Source organism: Enterococcus lemanii (genome assembly GCF_016909125.1).
Lineage (GTDB): Bacteria > Bacillota > Bacilli > Lactobacillales > Enterococcaceae > Enterococcus_I > Enterococcus_I lemanii.
This window is the reverse complement of sequence record NZ_JAFBFD010000002.1, coordinates 55,542-79,821: the sequence shown is the minus strand read 5'-3', so window position 1 is coordinate 79,821 and position 24,280 is coordinate 55,542. Positions and strand designations below refer to the sequence as shown.

Genomic DNA, 24,280 nt, shown 5'->3' with positions numbered 1-24,280 from the left:
CCCTTTTTTAAGCTTTTAGTTTCATTTATTGATTAACGTTTTAAGTTGATTAACTCTTGTAACATCTCATCTGAAGTGGTGATCGTTCGTGAGTTGGCTTGGTAAGCACGGTTAGCGATAATCATTTCCGTAAATTCAGTTGATAAGTCCACATTTGACATTTCTAGCGTACCTGAACGTAATAACCCTGAACCATTTTCACCACTTGCACCGACGATTGGGTCGCCTGTATTCGCAGAAGTTTGGTAGTTATTGCTTCCTGCTTTTTCTAGACCTTCTGGGTTCGTGAAAGTTGCAATCCCTACACGACCAACCACGTAAGTTTTATCACCATAACGAGATAAAACTAAACCGTTTGAGTCAATCGACATTGATTTGTACTCGGCAACATCGCCATTGGCTAACGTGATTTCTTTTGGAACAGCTAACGTGTCTAATTGTGCGCCATCAACAGGAATCGCATTTAAATCAAAACCATCAACGTATTCCATTGGCGGATTAGCAACGGTTCCCATGACTTTCATCCCACCACTATTGGTGATATTTCCTTCTGCATCGCGTACAAATGCGCCATCACGAGTGTAAAAGTTGGTCGCATTGGCATCATTCCCTGGACCACGTAAAATAAAGTAACCTGCACCACTAATGTAAAAGTCTAGTTCACGACCAGTTGTTTGTGGGGCCCCCACTGAATGAACCGTGTCGATTGAGCCGACTTGCACCCCTAAACCAACTTGTTTTGAGTTGGTGCCACCTAAGCCATTCCCAGCTGAACTGCCGCTCGTCGTTGTTTGACTCATAATATCTTGGAATAATACCCGGCTTGATTTAAAACCAACCGTATTTACGTTGGCGATATTATTTGATACAACGTCCATTTTTGTTTGCAAGTTTTTCATTCCACTTACACCTGAATAAAGTGATCTTAACATTTGTCTTTCTTCCTCCTATTATTCGCGCTTTCTTCGGTCATTCCAAAAGCGTCATGGCCTCTTTTTCAAGTCCAGCCTGTTTTATTTAATAAATTTTGCACTATCAATATTCGTAATCGTATGTAATTCTTCCATATCCATTGCGGTAATAATCGTCCGGTTTTGAATATTGGCAATTAAACCAATCTCTTTATAAACAAGCAAAGATTCTTTACTCCCTTTGTCTTTTAGCTCATCAATCGCTTGGTTTAATTGTTGATAATCTTCTTGTTGTAGATGTAAATCTCTTGAAATTAACCGTTTTTGTGCATGATTGGAAACTTTTAATTCTTGTGTTTTCGTAGCCAACGAGTCTTTAAATTCATTCGGCTGGCTTTTTTTTACAAAGTTGGGGCTTGGTTGATTATTTAGTCTATTCGGTTGAATACGCAAATTCATTATTCACGTTCACCGACTTCTTGAATGGCACTCATGTAATACTCTTTACCACTCACAACGATGGTGGCATACCCATTAACGAATTTTACTTTTTCAACTTTACCACTGGCTTGACCTTCTTGATCTTCAACCGTTACGGTGCGACCAATCATATCAAATGCTTGTTGTTGTTGGTTCATTTGTAAAGACGTACTCATTGCATCCCCAATTTCTTTCATTTGTTGCAATGAAGTAAATTGAATGAACTGACCAATATAATCCGTTCCAGCATTGCCACCGCTGCCGCCAGAGTCCCCACCCATTACGGTTGGATTACTCATTGATGCCGATAAAATTTTCAAAAAATCATCCATTGAGATATCTGACGGATCGCTTTTTTGACGTTGAACATCCGCAATTGTTCTTGCGTTATTTAGTGCATTGATTTCACTTGGCATTGTTTTTTTCCTTTCTTTTTAAACTAACAGATCCACTTGGCCATCGCCGACTTCTTTGGTTTCTTCAAGCGGCACGACTTCAAATGTTTTGCCTTTTTGTAATTTTGAAAGCGCTTGGTGCGCGGACTGTTCTCTTTGATTGCCTTGACCAAATGCCGACTGATTAAAGAAAGATAAGTCGTTTGGCGCATCGCCTAAAGCGACGGCTTGTGGGGTACTTGGTTGGGCAATTTTGGGTTGATCAACTTTAAACGCTTCTTGTTGATTCAGCACTTGCTCTAATTTCTGTGTAATACTTTCTAGGGCTTGTTTAGCCTGTGGGTTTTGAACTACGAATTCTAATTTCACTTGATTTTCTGTTACTTTAATTGAAACTTCCATTTTACCTAGACGCTCCGGAAGTAATTCAACGATAATCTTTTGCATTTCAGGACGACTCATCGTTTCAACCTTTTCGATGATTGGTTGACTTAACTTTTCTGTTATTTGTTGCGTATTTAATAGTTCTCCTGTTTCAGAAAAAGTCAGTGGCAGACTTGCAACCGGTGGTAACATGGCTTGTGCTAGTGCCCCTTCTTGTTGGACCGTCATTTCGACGGTTTGGGCGACTGGTGCAGTTAATTCAACGGCCGGACTGGTAGTTTTGGTTGTCGGTTCTTCTAATTGCTCGTTTGGTTTTACTTGAAGGTTGGTTGACTCATTTGCCGTAACGGTCACCCCTTCTGATTGGAAACTGGTCGGAGCGACGGGTTGTTGGTCTTTATTTATCTTCTCAACGACGGTCGGTTCACTAAAAGAAATTGCTTCTTGTGGGAAGATTGCTTGTTGCAAAACTTCTTGGTAAGGATGCGTGACCGCTAGATTCAAGAACGGATCCGTCGCTTGAGGCGTTGCTTGTTCTTTGGTTGGTTCAACTTCATTTTCTTTTTGCGCTGTTGTTTTGTTCTCATTTGAAGGTTCGACAAGTGGTTGCGCTTGAGACGTGTTCGCTTCTTCACTTTCTTCTGTTAGGTTAGCAGTAGCGAGTGGTGGCAACTCCTCGGTTTGAATCATTGCGAAATCTGAGTGGTCTTTTGCGAACATCCCTTGTGCACCTTGAAGAAACTGTTCAAAATCAAGCCCTTTTAATAACGGGTTGGCGCTTTTTGTTGCAGAACCTTGCCCAACGAAAGACGCGATTTGGTTAATTGAATTCATCGGTTCCTCCTTAAAAACGCTTTTTATGAATGAAAGGCTAGTTTTCTTGTACTCATTTCATCGAGCATCTTTTGTTCGATTTGCTTTTCTTTCATGTCGTATTCTTCTTTTTGGCGCTCTTCTAACTTTTCTAAAACTTTTCTTTCTTTTTGTGCCGTGATGTATTCTCCTAGTGCTTGTTCGACGGCTTGTTTAGAATGAAACAACTGCTCTTCTACCAAGCTCGTTTGGCGATCAAGTTCCATTAAATACCAGTGTTGCACTTGCATTCGGTTGATACTTCTTTCAGGCACTTCAAGTAAAGATCTCTTTTCTTGTCTAAGTAAGTACAACATTTCCTCTTGCTCAGACAAGACTTGTTGCGCTGCCGCATAATGGCGCTTTGCCTCTTCTTCAGCGGTCCAACGTACATCTAAGACTTTATCTAAACTAAATTGAAATCGAGTCATTGATTGTCCGCTCCTTTTTATCCATTTCGATTGGTCGATACTTCGCTAAATAACTGGGCCAAATGATCGACGGTTTGAGAAAACTCTGAAAATTCATCGACTCTTTGCTTTAAAAAGTCCGCAATGGGATGATGCAACGTAATGGCATAATCGACTAAAGCATTACTGCCTTGCTTATAAGCACCGATGTCGATTAAGTCTTTCGCATCGGCATAAGTGGCTAAGTTTTCTTTTAAACCACCCGCGTTTTTATGTTGTTCTGGCGTCACTAAGGCTTTCATTAAACGGCTCAAACTATTTTGAATGTCGATGGCTGGGTAATGATTTTGAGCGGCGATTTTTCGTGATAAAATAATATGGCCATCTAAAATCCCTCGTACCGCATCGGCAATCGGTTCGTTCATATCGTCCCCTTCAACTAAAACGGTATAAAAGGCGGTAATTGAACCTTTGTTTGACATACCGCTTCGTTCGAGCAACTTAGGTAAAGAAGTAAATACCGATGGCGTATACCCTTTAGTGGTTGGCGGCTCACCAATTGATAGTCCGATTTCTCTTTGCGCCATTGCAAAACGTGTCACCGAGTCCATCATTAAGACTACTTTTTTCCCTTTGTCGCGATAATATTCGGCAATCGCGGTGGCAACGTGCGCGCCTTTTAAGCGAACAAGCGGTGGGGCATCCGAAGTCGCACAAACGACAATTGATTTGCGATACCCTTCTGGCCCAAGTTCATTTTCGATAAATTCTTTTACTTCACGGCCTCGTTCGCCAATTAAACCAATCACAATAATTTCCGCGTCACAGTATTTCGCTAACATTCCTAGTAATGTTGATTTCCCAACACCACTACCAGCAAAAATACCTAATCTTTGTCCTTCGCCCACGGTTAGTAAGCCATCGATTGCTCGAACACCCGTCCGCATGACCGTCGAAATATTTTCTCTTTCAAATGGATCAGGAGAGTCTTGCATAACTGGGTATTCGGCAAACGTACTCGTGTCTAACGTACCGTCCATGGGGCGCCCTAAACCATCAAGCGTGTGACCAAGCAAGCTGTCATCAACTTTTATCGTCAATGTTTTCCCGGTTGCTTTGACTAGACAACCCGGGCCAATTCCTTCTAACTCGTCCAGCGGCATCAGTAAGACGGTTTTTTTTACGAAACCAACGACTTCCGCTAACGTTTTCTTTGAACGATTGCGCACCGATATTTCACAGATTTCACCGACAAAGACGTTTAGGCCTTCCACTTTCACAATCAAACCGACGACTTCACTGACTTTACCAAAGACAGAATAAAAGGTCGTTTTCTCTGCTTCTTTGACAAACTCATTCGTTAAAAGCTCAAATTTCATCTTGTTTCAATCCTTCTAATTTTGTTAAAAACAATTGAAGTTCCTCTTGTAAATCAAAAGTCATTAGCATTTCATCGGATTCAATTTCAACTTGGCATGGTGAAAACTTGGTTTCTTTTAAAACAGAAAAGCGGAAGTTTGGCATTTCTTTTTTCTTTTCTTCTAACTTGCTTGTTAGCACTTCTGCATGGACTGGGTGTGCACGAACCACTAATAGTTGATCGGGCCGCTCGATTTCTAACCAAATGGGTTCTAAAACATTTAAGATGGTCGTTTGGTCCATTTCAAATTGTTTTTTGATTAGCGCTTCTGCCATTTGAACGCTTGCGCTTGTCCATTCGGCTTTTTTTGCTGCAATAAATGTTTGACTATCAGTTAGTAACGTTTCAACATTTTCTTTTGCCTGTGCAATCATTTGCGTGGCGGCTGCTTGGGCTTCTTGCCACCCGGTTTGATAGCCGTCTTTTTGACCTGCTTGTTGGCCACTTTGGTAAGCTTCTTGATAAGTTGTTTCTTTTAATTGCAGACATTCCGCTGCCGTCGCCTGGCGGAGTTCTTCCGCCGCGGCTTGGGCTTGCGCTAAAATGGTTTCTTTTTCTTGTTGCAACTGCGCTCGTTCTTCAGCGATTAACTGTCTTTCTCTGGTTATTGTTGCCGCAATTTTCGCTTCCGTTTTTGTCGTTTCTTTTGTGCCATTTTCTGCTGAACATTCTTTATTAATCATTATTTTAGGAAAAATTGGTAAAGTTGTTACGATGGAGGTGGCACTTTGTCCTGCATCAATTTGAACATCTTTCAATACACTGTTATTTAACCACTGCATCTTGATCCCCTCTTCCAATATAAATCTCGCCGGCTTCATCTAAGCGGCGAATAACGCCCACCACGTGTTGTTGCGCTTCTTCAATTGCAGACAAACGCGTTGGTCCCATAAATTGAATTTCTTCTTTGATATTTTCCACGGCACGCGTTGATAAGTTGCCAAAAATGAATTGGCGAATGTCTTCGGTGGTGCCTTTTAATGCAAGGACTAACATGCCATTTTCGACGTCGCGTAAGACTTTTTGTACATCCAAACGGTCCAAACCAATGATGTCTTCGAACGTAAAGAGACTGGCTTTGATTTCGTTTGATAAGTCTGGCTGACGTTTTTCCAAATCGTTTAAAATGTTCTTCTCGGTACTGCGGCCTACAGAGTTTAAAATTTCGACTAACGTATTTACGCCGCCAACGTTTTCTGTATCGGATTCAACCGTATTGGAGAATCGATTTTCAATGACTTTTTCGATTTTAGCGATAATGGCTGGGGACGTACTAGAAATCGTCCCAATTCTTTCCGCAATTTCGACTTGTAAATAACTTGGAAATTGCGCTAAAATATTCGCCGCTTTTTCCGGTTGCATATAACATAAAATCAGCGCCACCGCTTGTGGGTGTTCATTAATTAAAACGTTTGTTAATTGTTGCGTATCGGCTTTTCGAGCGACATTAAATGGTTTTTCTCTTAATTGAATTTGGGCTAAAACATCGATGACTTCTTTGGCTCTTTGGGGGCCTAACGCTTGATTTAACAAGTCTTTCGCGTAATCAATCCCGCCATCTAACACGTATCGACGGGCAGTGGAAGTCTCGACAAATTCTTCTAAGACTTGATCTCTTTCTTCTGGGCTAACAAAGTCAATATTGGCAATTTCATAACTAACTTTTTTGATGATACTTTCAGGGAGTAATTTCATAATTTTCGAAGAGGTTTCTGAACCTAATGAAATTAATAATATGGCTGCTTTTTTTACGCCTTCAATTGAATCCACTTTATTTTTTCCTCCCCTTTTTATTTAATATCTTTTAGCCAAGCTTTAATTAATTCAGCGGCCACTTCTGGGTTTTCACCTGCATATTGTTTGGCTTCATCGTCTTTTTTCTTTTGCGTTTGTTCTCTTTCTTTGGCTAACTGACGTTTAATTTGTAATTGCACTTCTTCTTCATTTACTTTTTCTTCGTCGGCTGGCGTCGCGTCATCAATTTTTTCTTGTGCAAAGACAACTTTACTTTCAACAACTGGTTCTTCGACTTCTTCAACCAGGTAATCTTCTTCTTGTTTTTTCTTCTTGAAGAGTAAAATGATGGTAATTCCAATGACTAAGAACAGGGTAACGATACCGGCAACAACAAAGTATATGATGTATTGATCTAGATTTTGTACGATGGTATCTTTTCCTTTCGTTGTTTCTGTTTCTTCTTCTCCAACGTTAAAGTTCATCCCTTGAATCGCGATTGTATCGCCTCGTTCGTTATCAAATCCGACTGCTGAGGCAATTAACGTTTCTAATTCGGTCCGAACATCGGCTGGAATACTAGCACTAATGACAATCGAACTGGTCATACGACGGATGGTTCCTGGCGCACTAACCGTCGTGACAATTTCTGTGTCTAGCTCATTGTTCACGCTCCGGTTATAACTACTTGTACCGGCATTTTCACCACCGGTTACATTTGAGACGTTGTCATTGACTTGCCCTGTCTGTGCTTGTTCAATGTCTTCACCGGTTCCGGTTGCCTGAACATTTTCACTGCGGATTTCAGGATTGGCATAAGTTGTTCTTGTACTTTCTTTTGAATCAAAGTCAAGATCTACGTTGATTGAGACTTTGGCTTTATCTGGTCCGTAAATGGCTTCTAACAAACGTTGAATTTTCTTTTCTAATGAATCTTCATATGCTCGTTTGATTGTCATATATTTGTTATTTACGTTACCTAAAACATCTTCTTCATCCGAGGCATCCGCTAACACGTGCCCGTTACTATCGACCACTTTTACATTTTCTGGCTTGATATTTTCGACTGCTCCAACAGTCAAGGTCACAATCCCTTGAATGGACGCATCGGAAAGTTGTTTTCTGAGAGTCAAAACAATTGACGCGGTTGCTTCTTTTTGGCTATCAGAAAACAAATCATCTTCTGGTGTCACTAAAATTACTTTTACTTTATCGACACCGTCTAGTGAAAGAATCGCTCTTTCTAACTCGCCAGTTAGCGCTCGTTGGTACATAATTTTACGGTCTTCATCGGTCGTCATAATACTTGTACCATCAAATAATTCAAAACCACTTGAACTATCTGGTAATTTATTGTCTACGGCTAAACCGATTCGATATTCATCAATTTGATTTTGGGGAATTAAAATTGTTTTCCCATTATCTTTTAACTGATAAGGGATTTTTTGTTCTTTTAAGTCTTGGCTAATACTGCCCGCATCAGAAGAACTTAAATCCGAAAATAAAACACCGTATTCCACTTTTGTGACTAAATAATAAACAACTCCACCAACAATTAACGAACTTAGAGCAAATAAGATGATTGCTTTTTTTGCTAGGGAGCTAGATTCTTGCCATTTATATTTGAGTTGTTCTAACCCGTCTTTCAATTTGCCAACCATGTTCTTTATTCTCTCCGTTCATTAAAATTGCATACTTTTAATTTCGTTGTATGCTTCCAGGCACTTATTTCTAATTTGTGTGGCCGTTTGTAGGGTTAGTTGTGCTTCAGTCATGTGAATCATTACTTGCGCTAAATCACTTTCTTCACCAGTAATCACATTTTTTGTATCTTGGTTCATGACTTGCATGCTTTGATCTAATTTTTCAATCGCCTTTCCAAAGTAGTCGCTAAAACTATTTCCCACTTCATCAATAGGATTGGCTGTTGGGCGTTGAATCTGACTCATTTGCCCTTGTAAACTTGTTTTATAATTTGTTAACTGTTGAGCATTCATTATTTCGTTCATTTTTCACTTAACCCCTTAGTCTTTAGAAATTTCAAGTGCTTTTTTTAGTATTAATTTATTGGCTTCTAAAGAAGAGGCGTTGGCTTCGTACGTTCGTAACGCTTGGATCATATCAATCATCTCATCCGCCGTATTCACATTTGACATCACCACGTAACCTTCTTCATCCGCTGCTGGGTTGGTTGGATCGTAACTCGTTACCACCGTTTCATCTTGGCGAATCCCATTGACTTTCACACCAAAACTTCTTCGATTGGGTTGGTCAATTGCATTACTTGGTTGAAATTGTTTTAAGCTTTCTGAAAAATCGATTGTTTTACGTTGATAAGCATCACCGTCAACTGTTTGATGGGTATTTACATTGGCGATATTCGTTGAAATGGTATCTAGCTTTAAACGCTCTAAGGCTAAACCACTTGCATTAATATTCAATCCGGTAAAAATACTCACGTTGCTCCCTCCTTTTTTAATTACGAATTAGTGTGTAGTTACAAAGTTCATCATTTTAAGCCGGCCGTTCATTTGAGCGGTTAAAGCTTGATAGTACAAGCCGTTGGTTGCTTGATTGACCATTTCAACGTCTAAGTCAACGTTATTTCCGTTTTCTTTTAAACTGGTTTGATTGTTTTGTGTGACTTGTGGCCGAACACTAGCTGGATTGCCTAAGTGATTGGCATGGGTGGTTGTTAAACCAAATTGGTTTTTGCCGATTGCTTTTTTTAAGTCACTTTCAAATTCAATTTTTTTAGCTTTGTAATTATCGGTATTCACATTGGCAATATTGCTTGAAATTAAATTTGCCCTTGTCGAAGAGACCGTCATTGCTGTTTTTAACAAGTTATATGTATCCACTTTTCTCCTCCTTATCAAAATGATTACAAAAAACAAACAAAGTATTCAAAATTTTTAATTTTTCTTTAGAATGATTACAATCTGTTGACAAATATGAAATCATTGACTAAGTATAATAAAAGATTCTCAAAAATACAATCTGTTTATTTAGCTATTACTATTAAAAAGCGCTATTTTTTATACTCCTTCTCGTTTTTTTATTATCTCTTCTCACTTTATTCCTATTATTTTTTTTGCATAAAAAAGATTGATATATCAGCCTTTTTTATGTTTTTAATAATAAATATACGTATTATATATATTTTATTGTTATTTCTTTTGTTTTTTTTGTCAAAAAATAAATTTTTTCTCATTAACTTTTTAACGTATTTCCATATTTCTCCTTTTTTTTCGAAATACGGCCCTTTGATAAAAAATTATAATTCGAAAAAAAATTCACAGAACCTTGATTTTAAAGCTTTTATCCGTTTTTCAATTCACTTAAAATTATTTTTTGACCTTTTTTAGTTTGCAAACAAAACATGTTTAATTTTATTTAAACATGTTTACGAATCGAATAAATATTTTTATCTGTTAATTTCTTTAAAAAATGTCCGATAAAAACTATAGGTAAAGTAAAAAATGATATGAGGTGGAAAGCTTAATGAATGCGACCGACAACTCCGAAATCAAAAATCTTAACTTAGAAGTAGCAACGAAACTAGATTGGTTACAAGCGATTTATCATTCCACTGGCGAAGCTGTCATTACAATCAATAAAGAAGGTTACGTTACGAGTTTTAATGACTTAGCTACACAAATTACTGGCTTGACGATGGATGAAACGTACTATGTCCCCTACGAATCTTTATTTCCTTGTTTGTGCGAAAGTGGTGCAATCAATCAAATTTTGACGCAAAAAAAAACGTATCATGAAACGTTACGCTCGTTTCAAGGCAAAAATGGGCAGACGATTACCCTTTTCGAAAAAATTCGACCGGTGAAAAATTCTTTTCGCGTCGTTGAAGGAGCCGTTGTTACCTTCACGCGCCAAAGAAGCACGATTCAATCTTGTACCGCGATTGATCCTTTAACGAATTTGCCTTTGAAAGAAGCTTTTTTAAAAGATATCGAAAAGCAATTAAAGCAAGTGACTAATCTCCAATTCGTAGTCGCTTTGATTGACATAAACGGCTTAGCTTCACCTAAAAATACCGAAGCCAAACATCTTTCAGAGGAAAAAATCCTTGCTTTGGCAAACTTTTTTAAACAAGCTCGTACAAATCAAGACATACTTTACCGCTGGGACAGTAGTTCTTTCTTACTTGTTTCCACTGGAAAAAACTTAGCCGACATGAACCTTTGGGCCAATACTCTCCAAACACAATTACTAAAAAACGATATTAAACAAGTAATTGCTGTCAAAACAAGCGAAATGGGATTGACGCTTGAAACGATGGGTTCCGTTTCGCAGCAAATTGAAAATTATCTAAATGAAGCAAGAATTGCCAAAAAGAAAATGATTCAATTGGCTTTTTCAGATTTTTTCATTACGACTTTAGATAGCGAAGAAATGACAAATTCGGCTGATTGTCTTTTTTACTTTTGTGAAAAAATCGCCCACGCTCTAAACCTATCTAGTCGTGAACTGGTCAATTTAGAAGTACTGGCAAAAGTTTATAATATCGGCAAAATCGGGATAACACCGGAACTGCTTAACAAAGACGAAGAACAATTAACACCAGAAGAGCTTTATCAAATTAAGCACCATTCCGTTATTGGTTATCAGTTAACCAAACAATCGACGGCGTTCTCAGATATCGCTGAATACCTTTTGACCGTTAACGAACGATGGGATGGCAAAGGATATCCCCTTGGATTAAAAGAAAAAAACATCCCGCTAATTAGTCGAATTGTTAGCGTCGTTGCTTATTATGTTTCATTGAAAAAACAAAATAAACTTTCTGAAGAAATGATTTTGGCTAAATTGCTTCAGTACAAACATACGCGCTTTGACCCAAATATAATCAATTGCTTTGTCTCTGTTTTAAGAAATGAACAACAAGCATAAAATATTAACTTCTACTCTTTAATCATCATTCAAAATAAAAAAAGGACGCTACCGTTATGAAAATAAATAAAAAACCAAAATCAATTGGGCGCTTTATCGGCCTCGTTTTAACACTTATTGCTTTAATTCCAATCTTATCGATGTTGTTTCGTTCAATTACCGTTTCAAATCAATTAATTACTGAACGAAACCAAATGGCTCAAGTTAGTGCTTCGACAACGATTTTAGAAGTCAAAGAATCCATTTACGATGCCGCAGCAGGCAAGCTTGATGAGCTCATTCACTTACCGATGCTGACCGAAGAGTTTGACCTCAAGGAAATTGAAAAAAGTATTCGCTTAGCCATGGTTGGCAATCCCAATGTTTCTGAAATTGTCTTTAGTACCGAAAATGGACAGTTTGCTACGGTGGGCGAAGTGCCGGTTGACTATGCACCAACAACTCGTCCTTGGTTTAAGTTAGCAATGGAAAAAAAGGCGAAGTGATTCGGACCGACCCTTATCAAAGTGCGCAATCAAAAAAATTCGTAAACACCATTGCAAAAGCCTTTCAAAATAAAAAAGGCGACTGGGGCGTCATTAGTGCGGATATTTCTTATGGTGCGGTTGTCGAGGTCGTTGAAAATCTTTCAGTCGGCCGAACCGGTGAAATTTTCTTATTGGCTAACGATGGAGCTGTGATGAGTTCAACCAATGCTGAAGTGATTGGCCAAAACTTAAAAGAATACCCCCAATTTGCTGAAATTCAAAATAACAAAAAACAAAACGACCGTATTGAAGTAAATAGTGATACTATTGCACGAATGTATTTTAATAAAGGTGCCACGCCAAGTGAATCTTTTGTCTTAATTACTCTTTCGCCTGAAGAGTATCAAGCAGAAAGAAGCTCACTCATCTACTCTTCCTTGTTTATTTTGGCAATTATGGCTGTGCTTGTCGGGATTGTTAACTTGACTATTATCGGACTCGTTCGAGAAATTATTTTTATCTTAATGAATCAGTTTGAGAAAATTAGTTTAGGAAAATTGGAAAAAATTGAACCAAGAAATGCAGCTAAAGCCTACACTTCCCGACTGAAAAATTGGGCTGCTCGCTATGTACACGCAGATGAAGTCGGTTCTGAGATTCACCGCCTCGTTGCTAAATATAACGAAATGATTGAATCCGTTGGTGCACTCATTCGTCGGGTCCAAGGTGAAAGCATCCATGTTGCAACGATGTCTGAGTCGCTGCTTGAATTATCAAAACAAACCAATTCAGCAACGGAAGAAGTCGCCGAAACAATTACTGGAATTGCCGAAGTGACCGGTTCACAAGCACAAGAAACAGAAAATTCGGTGACTCAAGTCCAACAACTTTCACATGTCGTCAATGAATTGATGGGGAATGTTTCTAGCATGAATGACCTCTCCAAAGAGTCGATTAAGATTAATCAAACGAGCATGGATATCATGGATCAAGTGAATTTAAACTGGCAAGGGGAATTGGATCAGATGAGTTCGCTCATGTCTAACATGAATGGGATGAATACAAACATTCAAGATATTAATCAAATTATTAATGTCATTAACGATATTTCTTACCAAACGAATCTCCTGGCTTTAAATGCTTCAATTGAGGCAGCACGTGCAGGTGAATCGGGCAAAGGTTTTGCGGTGGTGGCAACCGAAATTCGTCAACTCGCCGAACAAAGTAAAGCTTCAACACAAGAAATCGAAGGCATTATTAGTAAAATTCAAAGTCAATCAACACAATGGTCCAACAAACTTCGCAATCGTTAAGCGGTGGCGAAAAACAATCTCAATTAATTCAACAGGCCATCTCCTCTTCTTTAGAAGTCTTTCTAAGAAGCAATACGTTAATTGAAGACGTACAAGACATTCAAGAAGCAACTGAAAAAATCGTCAATATTCAAAATGTGGTTTTAGAAAATTTAGAAAATATTTCAGCCTCTACCGAAGAAAATGCTGCTGGTACGCAAGAAGTCGCGGCCAACGCAGAAGAAGTTTTGGCAACGATGGAAAAATTTATCGGTCACGTTTCCGAATTACGCGCTATTTCTGATGGTTTGAAACAATTAACCGAACAATTTGAAGTCATAAGCGACCATCAATAAACGAAAATCCCTAGGAGTTTTTTCCTAGGGATTTTTGTTTATTGTCGTTTCGCTTCATTTTTCTCAGGTTTAAAGAAAATGCGTTATGTTCTAAAATTACATTTATCTGACTTAACTTTTAAACTTTTCGTCCGATTAAACTTATTATAGCCGTCTTTTTAAAGATGTCCGCTGTAAACTTTAAATAAAAAGGATGAATAAAATGAAAAAGAAACAAAAAAGTATTGGTTTGTCCGTTGCCCTTATTCTTATCTTAACAGCTTTTATTCCTATTGTTGCCATGTTAATTAGTTCCATTTCTATTACAAGTGATCTGCTTGTTGATCGAAATAAAGTCATTCAAAAAAGTGGTTCTGAAACGGTCTTAGAAGTAAAAGAATCGGTTTTCTTCGCTGCCGAAAATCGCATCGACGGTTTATTGACGCTCCCGGCATTTACTCCTAATTTTAATTTAGAACAAATCGAAAAAGAAATTACAACGGCTGCTTTAGGTGATACTACTGCTTTAGCTATCACTTTTGGGCTTGATGATGGAACAGCTGTTGGCAATGAAGAATTACCTGAAGGCTATGATCCAACAACCAGACCTTGGTATCAACTAGCAATGGAGCATAAAGGGGAATTTATTCGAACTGCTCCCTATCAGGACGCTTCAACCAATCAATTTGTAAACACGGTTGCTAAAGCGGTCCAAGATGCGAAAGGAAATTGGGGCGTTTTAGCAATTGATATTGACTATGGGAATGTTGATGATGTGATCCAACACTTATCGATTGGACGTACTGGTAGTATTTATCTTATTTCAGATACTGGTTTAATTATTAGTGCTTCTGACGAAAATTTTGTTGGCCAAGATTTTAGTCAACACCCTAATTTCAGCCAAATTCAAGCTGCAAACGATGACACGGGTTTTATTGAAGTCAAAGACAAAGAAACAGAAGGCTTTTATTTTGATAAAGGTGGAAAAGATAGTACGACTTGGGTCTTAGTTAACATTGGAGCCAACGAATACCAAACTGAAATTCGTTCACTGATTCTTTCTTCCGTTTTTGTTGCGCTTGTCATGTTAGTACTCGCTATCCTCATTTCTATCGCCATGGTCATTTTGATTCGCGAGATTATCAATGTCTTAACAAAACAATTTGAAAAAATTAGTCAAGGGACTTTGGAACCTGTTACTCGTTTAGATAAAAATGAAACAAAGCGTTTTTCAATTAAAGGTTGGTCACAGCGCTTTGTCTATGCCGATGAGAATGGTAATGAAATTAACCGCTTAGTAACGGCATACAACGGCATGATTCATGCCATGGGGGCGTTGATTCATCGCGTTCAAGGTGAAAGTAATCATGTAGCCACCATGTCTGACTCGTTGCTTGAATTATCCAAACAAACCAATGCAGCAACAGAAGAAGTCGCTGAAACAATTACTGGAATTGCGGAAGTCACTGGTTCACAAGCACAAGAAACCGAAGCTAGTGTTAACCAAGTGCAACAATTATCAGATGTTGTCAATGAACTATTAGACAATGTTTCGAATATGAGTGAGCAATCAAAAGAATCGCTAGGTATTAATCAACAAAGCATGGAAATTATGGATCAAGTAAGTTCAAACTGGCAAAATGAATTAAACCAAATGGGCGACTTGATGAATAATATGAACGGGATGCATACGAATATTCAAGATATCAATAAAATTATTAACGTGATTAACGATATTTCTTATCAAACCAACTTGCTTGCTTTAAATGCTTCGATTGAGGCAGCTCGTGCAGGTGAATCTGGCAAAGGCTTTGCGGTCGTCGCACAAGAAATTCGTCAACTCGCCGAACAAAGTAAAGCTTCGACACAAGAAATCGAAAATATTATTAGCAAAATTCAAAATCAATCTTCTCAAATGGTCCAACAGACTTCCGATTCTTTATCTGGTGGACAAAAACAATCGGCGTTAATCGATCAAGCCATTTCTTCTTCTAATGAAGTCTTTACGCGCAACAATGAATTGATTCATGGTGTCTCTGATATCCAACAAGCAACGAATCGGATTGTTTCCATCCAAAATGTTGTTTTAGAAAACTTAGAAAACATTTCAGCTTCGACGGAAGAAAATGCTGCCGGAACCCAAGAAGTTTCAGCCAATGCCGAAGAAGTACTGGCTACAATGGAAGAGTTTATTGGTCATGTCTCAGAATTACGAACCATTTCTGATGGCTTAAAAGATTTAACGGATCAATTTAATGTTCAATTATAATTCGATTCCTTTCTAGATTCACCGCTCTCCTGCGAGGAGGAATACATTGAAATATACTATTATATATAAGCGGTTTTTAACTTCGAATTATGTTAAAGCTTCTAAACAAGAAGGGCTTCGGCTCTTCTTGTTTAGAAGCTTCTTTTTATTCTTAATTGGAAGTTAAAAGAAAGCAAAAATGACAGAACATTTGCTTACCGACTTTTAAGTAGGATTGGCAGACACCAACGAAAAGACGTTTTGTACTTTTATTCCGTATCCGCTCTACTACCATTGCTCGTCAATTCAAGTATCAAAAAAAGCGATTTTTTTAGTTTTTAGCAAAAGAAAGGATGCTAAATTCCCTAGTCGCTATCCCTCATATTAGAGCCAAAAAAATTTTTCCTTCTATATAACAGGTTACTTTATCGGGCACTTTTCCTCTATTGAAATTTTTATTTTTAACTATTAATTATTTTTTAATTCTACCGATAGATTGATTTAGATAACAAACATTCTGAATTCATCTAGAAAGGATGCTTTAAATGAAAAAAAGAAAAAAAAGTATCGGTACGCTGATTGTTTCTACACTGATCCTCATTGCACTTGTTCCAATTGTTACAATGTTTTATAGCTCACTCAGAACATCGACCCGCTTACTAGTCGAACGCAATGAAGTGAGTCAAGTTAGCAGTGCCAAAACTGTTTTGGAAACAAAAGAAGCACTTTTTACTTCCACTTATTCAAAAATTGATAAGATGATTAATCTTCCTTTATTTACAGGGAAATTTGATTTAATAGCGATTGAACAAGCCTTAAAATACATCGGATTAGGCGATTCAAATACTTTACAAATTGTCTTTACAACGGCTGAAGGACAACATACTTCGATGAATCCTACTCCGGAGGGCTATGATGCGACTTCACGTCCTTGGTACCAATTAGCGATGGATAACAAAGGGCATTCTGTACGGACGGATCCTTATCAAGCTGCTAATGGTTCTGGTTATGTCAACACCGTTACTCGTGCGTTTCAAAATAACGATGGTGAATGGGGCGTTTTAGCGATTGACCTTTCCTACGCTAACGTCGATAACGTTGTGCGACGCCTTACTGTTGGTCGAACGGGTGATATTCAATTGATTTCAAATACGGGCATTGTAATTAGTGCTTCTGATCAAGCCATCGTTGGCACCGATTTAAGTGAGAATAATGAATTTAAACAAATCAAAGAAAGCCAAAAGACAGCTGACTTGATTCAAGTAAATAATGCAACGACCTCCGCTTTATATTTTGATAAAGGAACCAATGATAGTACCACTTGGGCCATTGTTAATATTGGAGCAAATGAATATGCCAATGAAAGAAATTCTTTTATTCGTGACTCTAGTTATGTGCTTTTATTTGTGATGATTTTAGTTGTTCTTTTAAGTTTAGTCATTACCCGTCTCGTTCGAGCAGCAATTCAAGTATTCTCCAAACAATTTGAGCTAGTTGGTTCTGGTCGGCTAAGCATAATTGAAGAAGCTACTGAGAAAAAGAAAAAACGCCCTTCATTAAAAAATGCCGCACGACAAATTGCGCGACCAAAAGAAAATGGACACGAAATTCATCAACTTGCTTACCAATTTAACCAAATGGTACTCGCGATTCGTCAACTTATCTTGCAAGTAAAAGGAGAAAGTAACCATGTCGCAGCGATGTCTGAGTCCCTTTTAGAACTTTCAAAACAAACAAACTCGGCAACAGAAGAAGTCGCCGAAACGATTGCTGGAATTGCAGAAGTCACAGGATCCCAAGCACAAGAAGCAGAAGGCAGTGTAGTGAAAGTCCAAGCGTTATCTAATGTTATTCATGAGTTAATGACGAATGTTTCTTCTATGAATGAACAGTCGCAAGCTTCTTTAACTGTCAATCAAACAAGTGTTACGACGATGGATCAAGTACAATCCAATTGGGATGTTGAAATGAAACAAATGGATGCACTCGTTTCAGATATGAATCAAATGAATACAAATATTCAAGACATTAATAAAGTCATTCAAGTAATTAATGATATTTCGTATCAAACCAACTTACTTGCGCTAAATGCCTCGATTGAAGCGGCTCGTGCAGGTGAATCTGGTAAAGGTTTTGCGGTCGTCGCAACCGAAATTCGCCAACTCGCCGAACAAAGCAAGACCTCTACTCAAGAAATCGAAAACATTATTGCTTCCGTTCAAAAACAATCACAGCAAATGGTTAGCCAAACTTCGAACTCGCTTGCTGGTGGAGAAAAACAAACAAACTTAATTCAAAATGCGATTGCTTCTTCAAAAGAAGTCTTCAGACATAATCAAACTTTAATTGAAGGTGTCGCAGAAATTCAACAAGCCACCCAACAAATTGTAACTATTCAACAAACGGTACTTGAGAATTTAGAAAATATTTCAGCTTCAACGGAAGAAAATGCCGCTGGAACCCAAGAAGTTTCAGCCAATGCAGAAGAAGTTTTAGCAACGATGACAGAATTTATCGGCCATGTTGATGAACTTCGAACGATTTCTGAAGGTTTGAGAAAATTAACCAATCAATTTGAGATCACGAATTAAATTTCACTAAACTAACTTTTGGACTTTTTTGCTAAAAGTTAGTTTTTTTTGTCCACTTTGACTTAACTTAATTAAATTTAACCCGATATTCAATACCGTGTGCCCATATTTTTGAAATGGAAAGGATGATTTATTTGAAACAAATTTTTAAAAGAACAAAAAATACGAAAACGAGGAAAAATGGCAAACACTCCATCTTCCCTCTTCTCTCGCTTGCTTTATTTCTGCTTGCCCTTATTCCTATTTTGGCAATGCTTTTTTCTTCTCTATCCCTGTCAAAAAATTTATTAAAAGAGCGCAATCAACTCACACAAGAAGCTGCTGCCACAACCGTCGTGAAAGTTCGCAATTCTTTATTTGACTCGATTAACACGCGAATGGATGAAATGGTGGCCTTGCGTTCTTTCAAAGACGATTTTAAAGCTAGTGAAATCAAAAAAGATCTCAAAACCTCGACAATTGGCGATTCCGATATTACCCAACTGGTCTACGCAATGGCATCCGGTGATTTTGTAACTTTACATGAAGTCGATGATAACTATCACCCGAGCGAACAAGCTTGGTATCAAAATGCCGTTAAAAATTACGGAAAAACACAACGGAGTGCCCCCTACTTATCGCCAAAGACCAATGATTTTTCCGTAACAATTTCGAAGGCTTTTCAAAATAATAGTGGTGAAATTTTTGTTTTAGCGATTGATGTTTCTTATACAAGTATCAATAATATTGTCAAAAGTTTAGCGATCGGTCGTACTGGGAGTGCTTTTGTTGTTTCGGATACGGGTATGATTTTAAGTGCTGCTTCAAAAAGTTTTATTGGCAAAGATTTTAGTCAAACGGAGTATTTCCAACGAATTGCGCAAACAAAAGAATTAACGGGCTTTATCGAAACCGTTGATCAACGAGAATATACTGGCTTTTATTTTGATAAAGGAGCAAAAAATTCAGAAGATTGGGTCTTTGTGAGTATTGGTGTTGGAGAATATCAAAAAGAAACACAAGCCTTCACTTTTTCTTCCCTCTTCATTTTAGTTATTATGCTGTTATTTGTTATTGCTTTCACTTTCATTTTAGTTATTTTCATCCGAGAAATTCTTTTTATTTTTACAAAACGCTTTGAACAAATTAGCCATGGTGAACTAAAATCGATTCAACGGCTAACTAAAACAAACCAAGCACGCTACACCATTAAAAGTTGGGCCATTCGCACGGTTTATCCAAAAGAAGATGGCAATGAAATTCAACAACTGGTAAGTAAATATAACAAAATGATTGTCGCTATCGGTCAATTAATTAAAAAAGTTCAAGGCGAGAGTCAACAAGTCGCAAGCATGTCCCACTCTCTTCTCGCTTTATCCAAACAAACGGATCATGCGACCGAAGAAGTCGTTGAAACGATTAATGAAATCGCTGAGGCAACTGGGACGCAAGCACAAGAAACCCAAGTCAGTGTCCAAAAAATTCAAGATCTTTCTGCCGTTATTAACGAACTTACTGAAAATATCCATGAAATGAATTTGCAATCAAAAGAATCACTGACTATTAACCAGGAATGCATGGAAGTGATGGATCAAGTAAATATGAATTGGAACGATGAATTGCAACAAATGGATACACTCGTGGGTGGGATGTCGCAAATGAATCATAATGTCCAAAATATTACAAAAATTATTCATGTAATCAATGATATCTCTTACCAAACGAATTTACTCGCTTTAAATGCCTCCATCGAAGCCGCACGTGCCGGTGAATTCGGCAAAGGCTTTGCAGTCGTCGCAGCTGAAATTCGCCAATTAGCCGAACAAAGTAAACAATCCACCCAAGATATTGAAACAATTATTCACGAAATCCAAAAACAATCTGTAAACATGGTTGAACAAACATCTAAATCCGTTAGCGGTGGTGAAAAACAATCGCTCTTAATTCAAAATTCCATCGTTGCTTCACTTGAAGTATTTAAACGGAGCCAGGCACTCATTGAAAGTGTCGCACAAGTTGAAAACCTTACGCACAAAATCACAACGATTCAAGAAAACGTGCTGGCTCGTTTAGAAAATATTTCTGCTTTTACTGAAGAAAATGCGGCGGGAACAGAAGAGGTTTCAGCCAACGCCGAAGAGGTCTTGGCAACAATGGAAGAATTCGTTGGGCACGTTGCGGAGTTAGAAACGATTTCTGAGCAATTAAAAGACTTGAGCAATCAATTTCATTTAGAATAAAACTAACCCTATATAATGCCTACTGAATAATTGCCAAATATTCATAACGTGCCCAATTTAATTTGTAAGCGCCGCTCACCTACGAGAATTCATTGGCTTAAAGGGCCGTGAGACCGCTTCGAGCCTGTAGTCTCTCAGCTTTCGAGCTTCAAACGGAAAGCTAGTTGCTAAAGCACCAAGCTTCCGTAATTCACATCGAATCTTTTGACACGGCTCCGGCGCCAATGATTCTCTTCGGTTCGCTCGTGTAGATGAACCAACAATCGATGCTTACAAACCTTTATTTAACAAAAAATATGAAACAATTTATTTGAAAAAAGAATGAGTGACAAGTATCAATTAACAAATAGGGTGATTTTGTCAAATGAAGGATTGCAAATGAAAATTTTCTTGAACTCGCATAACGGTTTCTTCAGCACTGAAGCCATGTCCTTTTTGAGTTAGCAAGGCACTCAAAGCCATTTGTAGAAGTTGTGCAACGTTGCCTTTTTTTATTAAAGAATTTTTCAGCATATTCTTTTTTTAACTCTGTCCAGCTACTTTTTTAATCCAGCGATTTTCAGTGTTTATTTTTAAACTAACAAATTGATCAAAATTTGTAAAAATAAGTTGCGGATAAATTTGTAATTTATACATTAGAAGCCACCAATATTGATAAAAGTGTGCGATTTTCCGTATTTTACCGTTAAAAGCCTTGCACTTGTTGTATAAAATATCGAGGTTAAATACCGCTGTTTCACTGTTCTTTGTTTAATCGGTAGACATTGTTTAAGCAATTTTTATTAGAATTTCGTCAATCTGCTGAAAAACTTGAGTCGATTCGCAATTGCTTGGGTATATTTTGCTTTGGCTTGTTCATACTTTTTATGCCAAATATGCGTCATTACTTCTTGGCCTAAGCGGTGAAGCTCTTCGTGATGCGTCTTGATTTCTTGCCAAGCAGATACAATTTGCTCGTCTTTAATCGCAAGTGATTGATAAAAATGGCCAAAACCGCAACGTCCACTATTGACTTGAAGTGGTAAGATTTGTTGTTTTTCAACAATTGTTTTTAGCTTGCCCATCCAAGTTTCATGTTGGTGTTTCGCATTGATTAAAATAGCCGTTAATTCTTATGGGGCTATTTCAATTTCTAAATCACAAAATTTTGCATACATTTTGTGATTATGTGCGATACACTGGCCGTCACTATCATGAATGTTTTTTTTGATTGTTTCTAATTTTTCGGTGGTCGTCGTTAAGCGAGTAACCAAATCGGTTGTTTTTTGCGTTTCTAACGACATGTGATTCATTGCGCTTGATATTTCATCATTTGACGCACTCATTTCTTCAAAAGAATGCATGAAAATTTTCATATCATCGTTAATTGCTTGAATTGCACCAAACGTATGATGAATCAATTGATGAATATTGCCAGATACGATAGGGATTTTTTTCATTGTTTTATTTGATTCGGTTATACTAGCCAAACTGTCTCTTGAAGCTTGTTCAATTTCTGCTTTGAATCGTTTGAAATCAGTCAAACTATCTTTTGTATTCTCCGATAATTTGCGAATTTCATTGAAAACGATTGCAAAACTACGCCCATTTTCACCGGCACGTGCCGCTTCAATGGAGGCATTTAAAGCGAGTAAATTCGTTTCCTCAGCAATGTCTTCGATTACTTGAATAATGGAACCTATTTTTTGAATTTTTTCTAGTAAAGCTTCTAAATTCAAGTTAATCTTTTGATTGCCGGCAGAAACACTTTGGCAAACACTCGACATTTTCTTCGTGTTTTCGATATTTTCTTGGTTGGACTCAACGATATCATTTACTTTACGCGTAACTTCATCAATCATTTGGATATTTTGATTCAGCACGGTGTTGGACTCGTGCATTGCTGTATTCGTTTCTTGTGTAATGGTTTGATTATTTTCAGTCATTTGCGTTAGTTGTACCATTGCATGTTGAATCTCGTAAATCAAAAACTGAATTTCAACTTCAATATTGCCAAAAGTGCTACCGTTTTCAATGGTTTCAAGTAAAAAAGTCATGCTTTCTTTTTCTAATGTCGCTAGCTTATCCATTTGACGTTTCAGTGCCATCATATTTTTAGATTTTGCTGTAACTGTTTCTTGCTTTAAAATTTGAGTCATTTGTTTTTCATACTTATTTTTAAACATCTTTTTTTACTACTTGATAGTGATATTATTCACAAAAATAAGTTTACTATCAAGTTAATCCCCCTTTAACTTTTGTCTACTATTAATAGCTATCGGCTCTTTTTGCACTTAGTTTCAATGATTTTATCCAAAACAAAAAAGACACCTAAAAAGATGTCTTTTTTCCTATTTAACCTTCCTTGGCTAAACGATTTTTCTCTAAAACTTTGAAGAATGGATAATAAATCACCATACTAACAATCACTAAGAATAAGGTGAATACCACATTGCGCCAGTCCATACTTGATAAGTACGCTTGGGCAACAAATGGCGTGAAAGATGGATCAATGATGAAGCCTAAACCAATTAAGCCAACTTTTTGTGCAAAATAGGTTAATAATAAATTGACCACTGGAGCAATTAAAAATGGAATGGCCATAATCGGATTTAAGACGATCGGTAGTCCAAAAATAACGGGTTCGTTAATTGAGCAAATCCCTGGTACAAGTGAGAGCTTACCAATGGTTCGGTATTCACTAACTTTACTACGCATCATGAGTAAGATTAAACCTAATGTTGCCCCAGCGCCACCCATGACTGAAATACGATACATTTGTAAGTTCATCAGGTGAGTCATATTTTCACCGTTAGCCATTTGTTCCGCATTCAAACCTGTTTGTGCAATTCCTAGCGTAAAGACCAATGGGAAAATAATGGATGAACCATTGATCCCAAACAACCATAAAATATTGCCTAACGTCGTAATGAGTAAGAAACCGCCTAAGCTACCTGCAATATCCGTCGCTGGTGTTAAAATTTGCATGACTGCTTCTGGGAAAATTTGTTTTGTTGTCACTAAAAAGACAATGTTAATGCCATAAAAAATAACGATATTTGCTAGTAGCGGTAACAAGGTGTTCATAAAAGTCGCGACCATTGGCGGCACGCTATCTGGCAATTGGAATTTGATGTTCTTTACTTCAAAAAAACGGGCGACTTCAACGACCAACAACCCAATGATAATGGCTACAAATAAACCATTCGTACCTAAATAATTTAAGTTGATTTGGCCTTCTGTTACTGGTGTACAAACCATCGCAAAAGTAACGAGTGCGACCATCCCATTCATCGAAGGATTTAAACGGTAGTCGCTGGCTAAAGAATAAGCAATACCAAACGCACTAATTAAACCAACTAACCCCATCGTTAAGTTATAAGGTGCGGTAATTAAATCATAATTTTCAACTGCAAATTCCTTCCAACTTGCTAAGAAGCGTAAGAAAATCCCAGCCGTTTCTGGATGATACTGTTCCATATTAATCGTAGGATTGGCTGCGATTAAAAAGAATGAACCAATCACGATAAATGGCAAGCCAAACATCATTCCTGTTGAAATCGCCTTTAAGTGACGTTGGTTGCCTAATTTTGCTGCAAGTGGACTTAAAAACCCGTTTAATTTATCAACGAACCCATTTGAATTTTCCATT

Annotated in this window: 22 protein-coding genes; 7 read left to right on the top strand and 15 right to left on the bottom strand. The window is 37.7% G+C overall.

Features of this window, described 5'->3' with window-relative positions:
* Positions 1–32 precede the first annotated feature (32 nt).
* From JOD14_RS01115 to flgB, 12 genes are all read right to left on the bottom strand, one after another.
* A complete protein-coding gene (locus JOD14_RS01115; protein ID WP_204652846.1) occupies positions 33–932 on the bottom strand; it encodes a flagellar hook-basal body complex protein in 900 nt (299 codons plus the stop codon).
* An 81-nt stretch (positions 933–1,013) separates the two neighbouring features.
* Positions 1,014–1,370 (bottom strand): TIGR02530 family flagellar biosynthesis protein, encoded by a 357-nt coding sequence (locus tag JOD14_RS01110; RefSeq protein ID WP_204652845.1) that lies wholly within the window; start codon positions 1,368–1,370, stop codon positions 1,014–1,016.
* A complete protein-coding gene (locus tag JOD14_RS01105) occupies positions 1,370–1,807 on the bottom strand; it encodes a flagellar basal body rod modification protein (RefSeq protein ID WP_204652844.1) in 438 nt (145 codons plus the stop codon). Before JOD14_RS01105 ends, JOD14_RS01110 begins: the two co-directional genes overlap by 1 nt.
* Positions 1,808–1,825: 18 nt before the next feature.
* Positions 1,826–3,004 carry a flagellar hook-length control protein FliK gene (locus tag JOD14_RS01100; RefSeq protein WP_204652843.1) on the bottom strand — a complete coding sequence of 393 codons (1,179 nt, stop codon included), beginning with the start codon at positions 3,002–3,004 and terminating at the stop codon, positions 1,826–1,828.
* 23 nt (positions 3,005–3,027) lie between these two features.
* Positions 3,028–3,453, bottom strand: coding sequence for a flagellar export protein FliJ (fliJ, locus tag JOD14_RS01095; protein ID WP_204652842.1), 426 nt, complete (start codon positions 3,451–3,453; stop codon positions 3,028–3,030).
* A gap of 17 nt (positions 3,454–3,470) precedes the next feature.
* Positions 3,471–4,811, bottom strand: a complete 1,341-nt coding sequence (gene fliI, locus JOD14_RS01090) for a flagellar protein export ATPase FliI (RefSeq protein WP_204652841.1) — start codon at positions 4,809–4,811, stop codon at positions 3,471–3,473.
* Positions 4,801–5,634, bottom strand: coding sequence for a FliH/SctL family protein (locus JOD14_RS01085; RefSeq protein ID WP_204652840.1), 834 nt, complete (start codon positions 5,632–5,634; stop codon positions 4,801–4,803). Before JOD14_RS01085 ends, fliI begins: the two co-directional genes overlap by 11 nt.
* The gene (gene fliG / locus JOD14_RS01080; protein WP_204652839.1) at positions 5,618–6,622 is read right to left on the bottom strand and encodes a flagellar motor switch protein FliG; all 1,005 of its coding nucleotides are present in this window, start codon (positions 6,620–6,622) and stop codon (positions 5,618–5,620) included. Before fliG ends, JOD14_RS01085 begins: the two co-directional genes overlap by 17 nt.
* Before the next feature lie 20 nt (positions 6,623–6,642).
* Entirely contained in the window at positions 6,643–8,247 is a 1,605-nt protein-coding gene (gene fliF, locus JOD14_RS01075; protein ID WP_204652838.1) for a flagellar basal-body MS-ring/collar protein FliF, read from the bottom strand.
* A gap of 21 nt (positions 8,248–8,268) precedes the next feature.
* Positions 8,269–8,595 (bottom strand): flagellar hook-basal body complex protein FliE, encoded by a 327-nt coding sequence (gene fliE, locus JOD14_RS01070; RefSeq protein ID WP_239576021.1) that lies wholly within the window; start codon positions 8,593–8,595, stop codon positions 8,269–8,271.
* 15 nt (positions 8,596–8,610) lie between these two features.
* Complete coding sequence (flgC, locus tag JOD14_RS01065) at positions 8,611–9,045, bottom strand: flagellar basal body rod protein FlgC (protein ID WP_204652837.1); 435 nt, start codon at positions 9,043–9,045, stop codon at positions 8,611–8,613.
* A 27-nt stretch (positions 9,046–9,072) separates the two neighbouring features.
* Positions 9,073–9,447: a flagellar basal body rod protein FlgB gene (gene flgB, locus JOD14_RS01060; protein ID WP_204652836.1), complete on the bottom strand. Its 375-nt coding sequence runs from the start codon at positions 9,445–9,447 to the stop codon at positions 9,073–9,075.
* Positions 9,448–10,090: 643 nt separating this feature from the next.
* Between flgB and JOD14_RS01055 the strand changes: the two genes are divergently transcribed.
* The 7 genes from JOD14_RS01055 to JOD14_RS01030 all read left to right on the top strand — a co-directional run bounded on the left by JOD14_RS01055 (position 10,091) and on the right by JOD14_RS01030 (position 20,649).
* Positions 10,091–11,497: an HD domain-containing phosphohydrolase gene (locus JOD14_RS01055; RefSeq protein ID WP_204652835.1), complete on the top strand. Its 1,407-nt coding sequence runs from the start codon at positions 10,091–10,093 to the stop codon at positions 11,495–11,497.
* A gap of 56 nt (positions 11,498–11,553) precedes the next feature.
* On the top strand, positions 11,554–11,982 hold the full coding sequence (locus tag JOD14_RS01050; RefSeq protein ID WP_204652834.1) for a hypothetical protein: 429 nt from the start codon (positions 11,554–11,556) through the stop codon (positions 11,980–11,982).
* Positions 11,979–13,277 carry a methyl-accepting chemotaxis protein gene (locus JOD14_RS13475; protein WP_338031660.1) on the top strand — a complete coding sequence of 433 codons (1,299 nt, stop codon included), beginning with the start codon at positions 11,979–11,981 and terminating at the stop codon, positions 13,275–13,277. Before JOD14_RS01050 ends, JOD14_RS13475 begins: the two co-directional genes overlap by 4 nt.
* Entirely contained in the window at positions 13,250–13,612 is a 363-nt protein-coding gene (locus JOD14_RS13050) for a hypothetical protein (protein ID WP_239576020.1), read from the top strand. The genes JOD14_RS13475 and JOD14_RS13050 overlap by 28 nt, the downstream gene beginning before the upstream one ends.
* Positions 13,613–13,814: 202 nt before the next feature.
* Entirely contained in the window at positions 13,815–15,860 is a 2,046-nt protein-coding gene (locus JOD14_RS01040) for a methyl-accepting chemotaxis protein (RefSeq protein WP_204652833.1), read from the top strand.
* A gap of 524 nt (positions 15,861–16,384) precedes the next feature.
* Positions 16,385–18,430, top strand: a complete 2,046-nt coding sequence (locus tag JOD14_RS01035; RefSeq protein WP_204652832.1) for a methyl-accepting chemotaxis protein — start codon at positions 16,385–16,387, stop codon at positions 18,428–18,430.
* A 134-nt stretch (positions 18,431–18,564) separates the two neighbouring features.
* Positions 18,565–20,649: a methyl-accepting chemotaxis protein gene (locus tag JOD14_RS01030; protein ID WP_239576019.1), complete on the top strand. Its 2,085-nt coding sequence runs from the start codon at positions 18,565–18,567 to the stop codon at positions 20,647–20,649.
* A 782-nt stretch (positions 20,650–21,431) separates the two neighbouring features.
* Here JOD14_RS01030 and JOD14_RS01025 read toward each other — a convergent pair.
* From JOD14_RS01025 to JOD14_RS01015, 3 genes are all read right to left on the bottom strand, one after another.
* The gene (locus tag JOD14_RS01025; RefSeq protein WP_204652830.1) at positions 21,432–21,713 is read right to left on the bottom strand and encodes a CZB domain-containing protein; all 282 of its coding nucleotides are present in this window, start codon (positions 21,711–21,713) and stop codon (positions 21,432–21,434) included.
* Between the two features lie 48 nt (positions 21,714–21,761).
* Complete coding sequence (locus JOD14_RS01020) at positions 21,762–22,814, bottom strand: methyl-accepting chemotaxis protein (RefSeq protein WP_204652829.1); 1,053 nt, start codon at positions 22,812–22,814, stop codon at positions 21,762–21,764.
* Positions 22,815–22,983: 169 nt separating this feature from the next.
* Complete coding sequence (locus tag JOD14_RS01015; protein WP_204652828.1) at positions 22,984–24,279, bottom strand: PTS sugar transporter subunit IIC; 1,296 nt, start codon at positions 24,277–24,279, stop codon at positions 22,984–22,986.
* Position 24,280: the final 1 nt, after the last annotated feature.

Coding starts and splice junctions, on each gene's coding strand:
- fliJ (WP_204652842.1), bottom strand. CDS start 3,453: ATGACTCGATTTCAATTTAGTTTAGATAAAGTCTTAGATGTACGTTGG.
- fliF (WP_204652838.1), bottom strand. CDS start 8,247: ATGGTTGGCAAATTGAAAGACGGGTTAGAACAACTCAAATATAAATGG.
- JOD14_RS01040 (WP_204652833.1), top strand. CDS start 13,815: ATGAAAAAGAAACAAAAAAGTATTGGTTTGTCCGTTGCCCTTATTCTT.
- JOD14_RS01055 (WP_204652835.1), top strand. CDS start 10,091: ATGAATGCGACCGACAACTCCGAAATCAAAAATCTTAACTTAGAAGTA.
- fliI (WP_204652841.1), bottom strand. CDS start 4,811: ATGAAATTTGAGCTTTTAACGAATGAGTTTGTCAAAGAAGCAGAGAAA.
- JOD14_RS01100 (WP_204652843.1), bottom strand. CDS start 3,004: ATGAATTCAATTAACCAAATCGCGTCTTTCGTTGGGCAAGGTTCTGCA.
- JOD14_RS01015 (WP_204652828.1), bottom strand. CDS start 24,279: ATGGAAAATTCAAATGGGTTCGTTGATAAATTAAACGGGTTTTTAAGT.
- JOD14_RS01115 (WP_204652846.1), bottom strand. CDS start 932: ATGTTAAGATCACTTTATTCAGGTGTAAGTGGAATGAAAAACTTGCAA.
- JOD14_RS13050 (WP_239576020.1), top strand. CDS start 13,250: ATGGTCCAACAAACTTCGCAATCGTTAAGCGGTGGCGAAAAACAATCT.
- JOD14_RS01050 (WP_204652834.1), top strand. CDS start 11,554: ATGAAAATAAATAAAAAACCAAAATCAATTGGGCGCTTTATCGGCCTC.
- JOD14_RS01105 (WP_204652844.1), bottom strand. CDS start 1,807: ATGCCAAGTGAAATCAATGCACTAAATAACGCAAGAACAATTGCGGAT.
- JOD14_RS01035 (WP_204652832.1), top strand. CDS start 16,385: ATGAAAAAAAGAAAAAAAAGTATCGGTACGCTGATTGTTTCTACACTG.
- JOD14_RS01110 (WP_204652845.1), bottom strand. CDS start 1,370: ATGAATTTGCGTATTCAACCGAATAGACTAAATAATCAACCAAGCCCC.
- JOD14_RS01025 (WP_204652830.1), bottom strand. CDS start 21,713: ATGGGCAAGCTAAAAACAATTGTTGAAAAACAACAAATCTTACCACTT.
- JOD14_RS01085 (WP_204652840.1), bottom strand. CDS start 5,634: ATGCAGTGGTTAAATAACAGTGTATTGAAAGATGTTCAAATTGATGCA.
- fliE (WP_239576021.1), bottom strand. CDS start 8,595: ATGAACGAAATAATGAATGCTCAACAGTTAACAAATTATAAAACAAGT.
- JOD14_RS01020 (WP_204652829.1), bottom strand. CDS start 22,814: ATGTTTAAAAATAAGTATGAAAAACAAATGACTCAAATTTTAAAGCAA.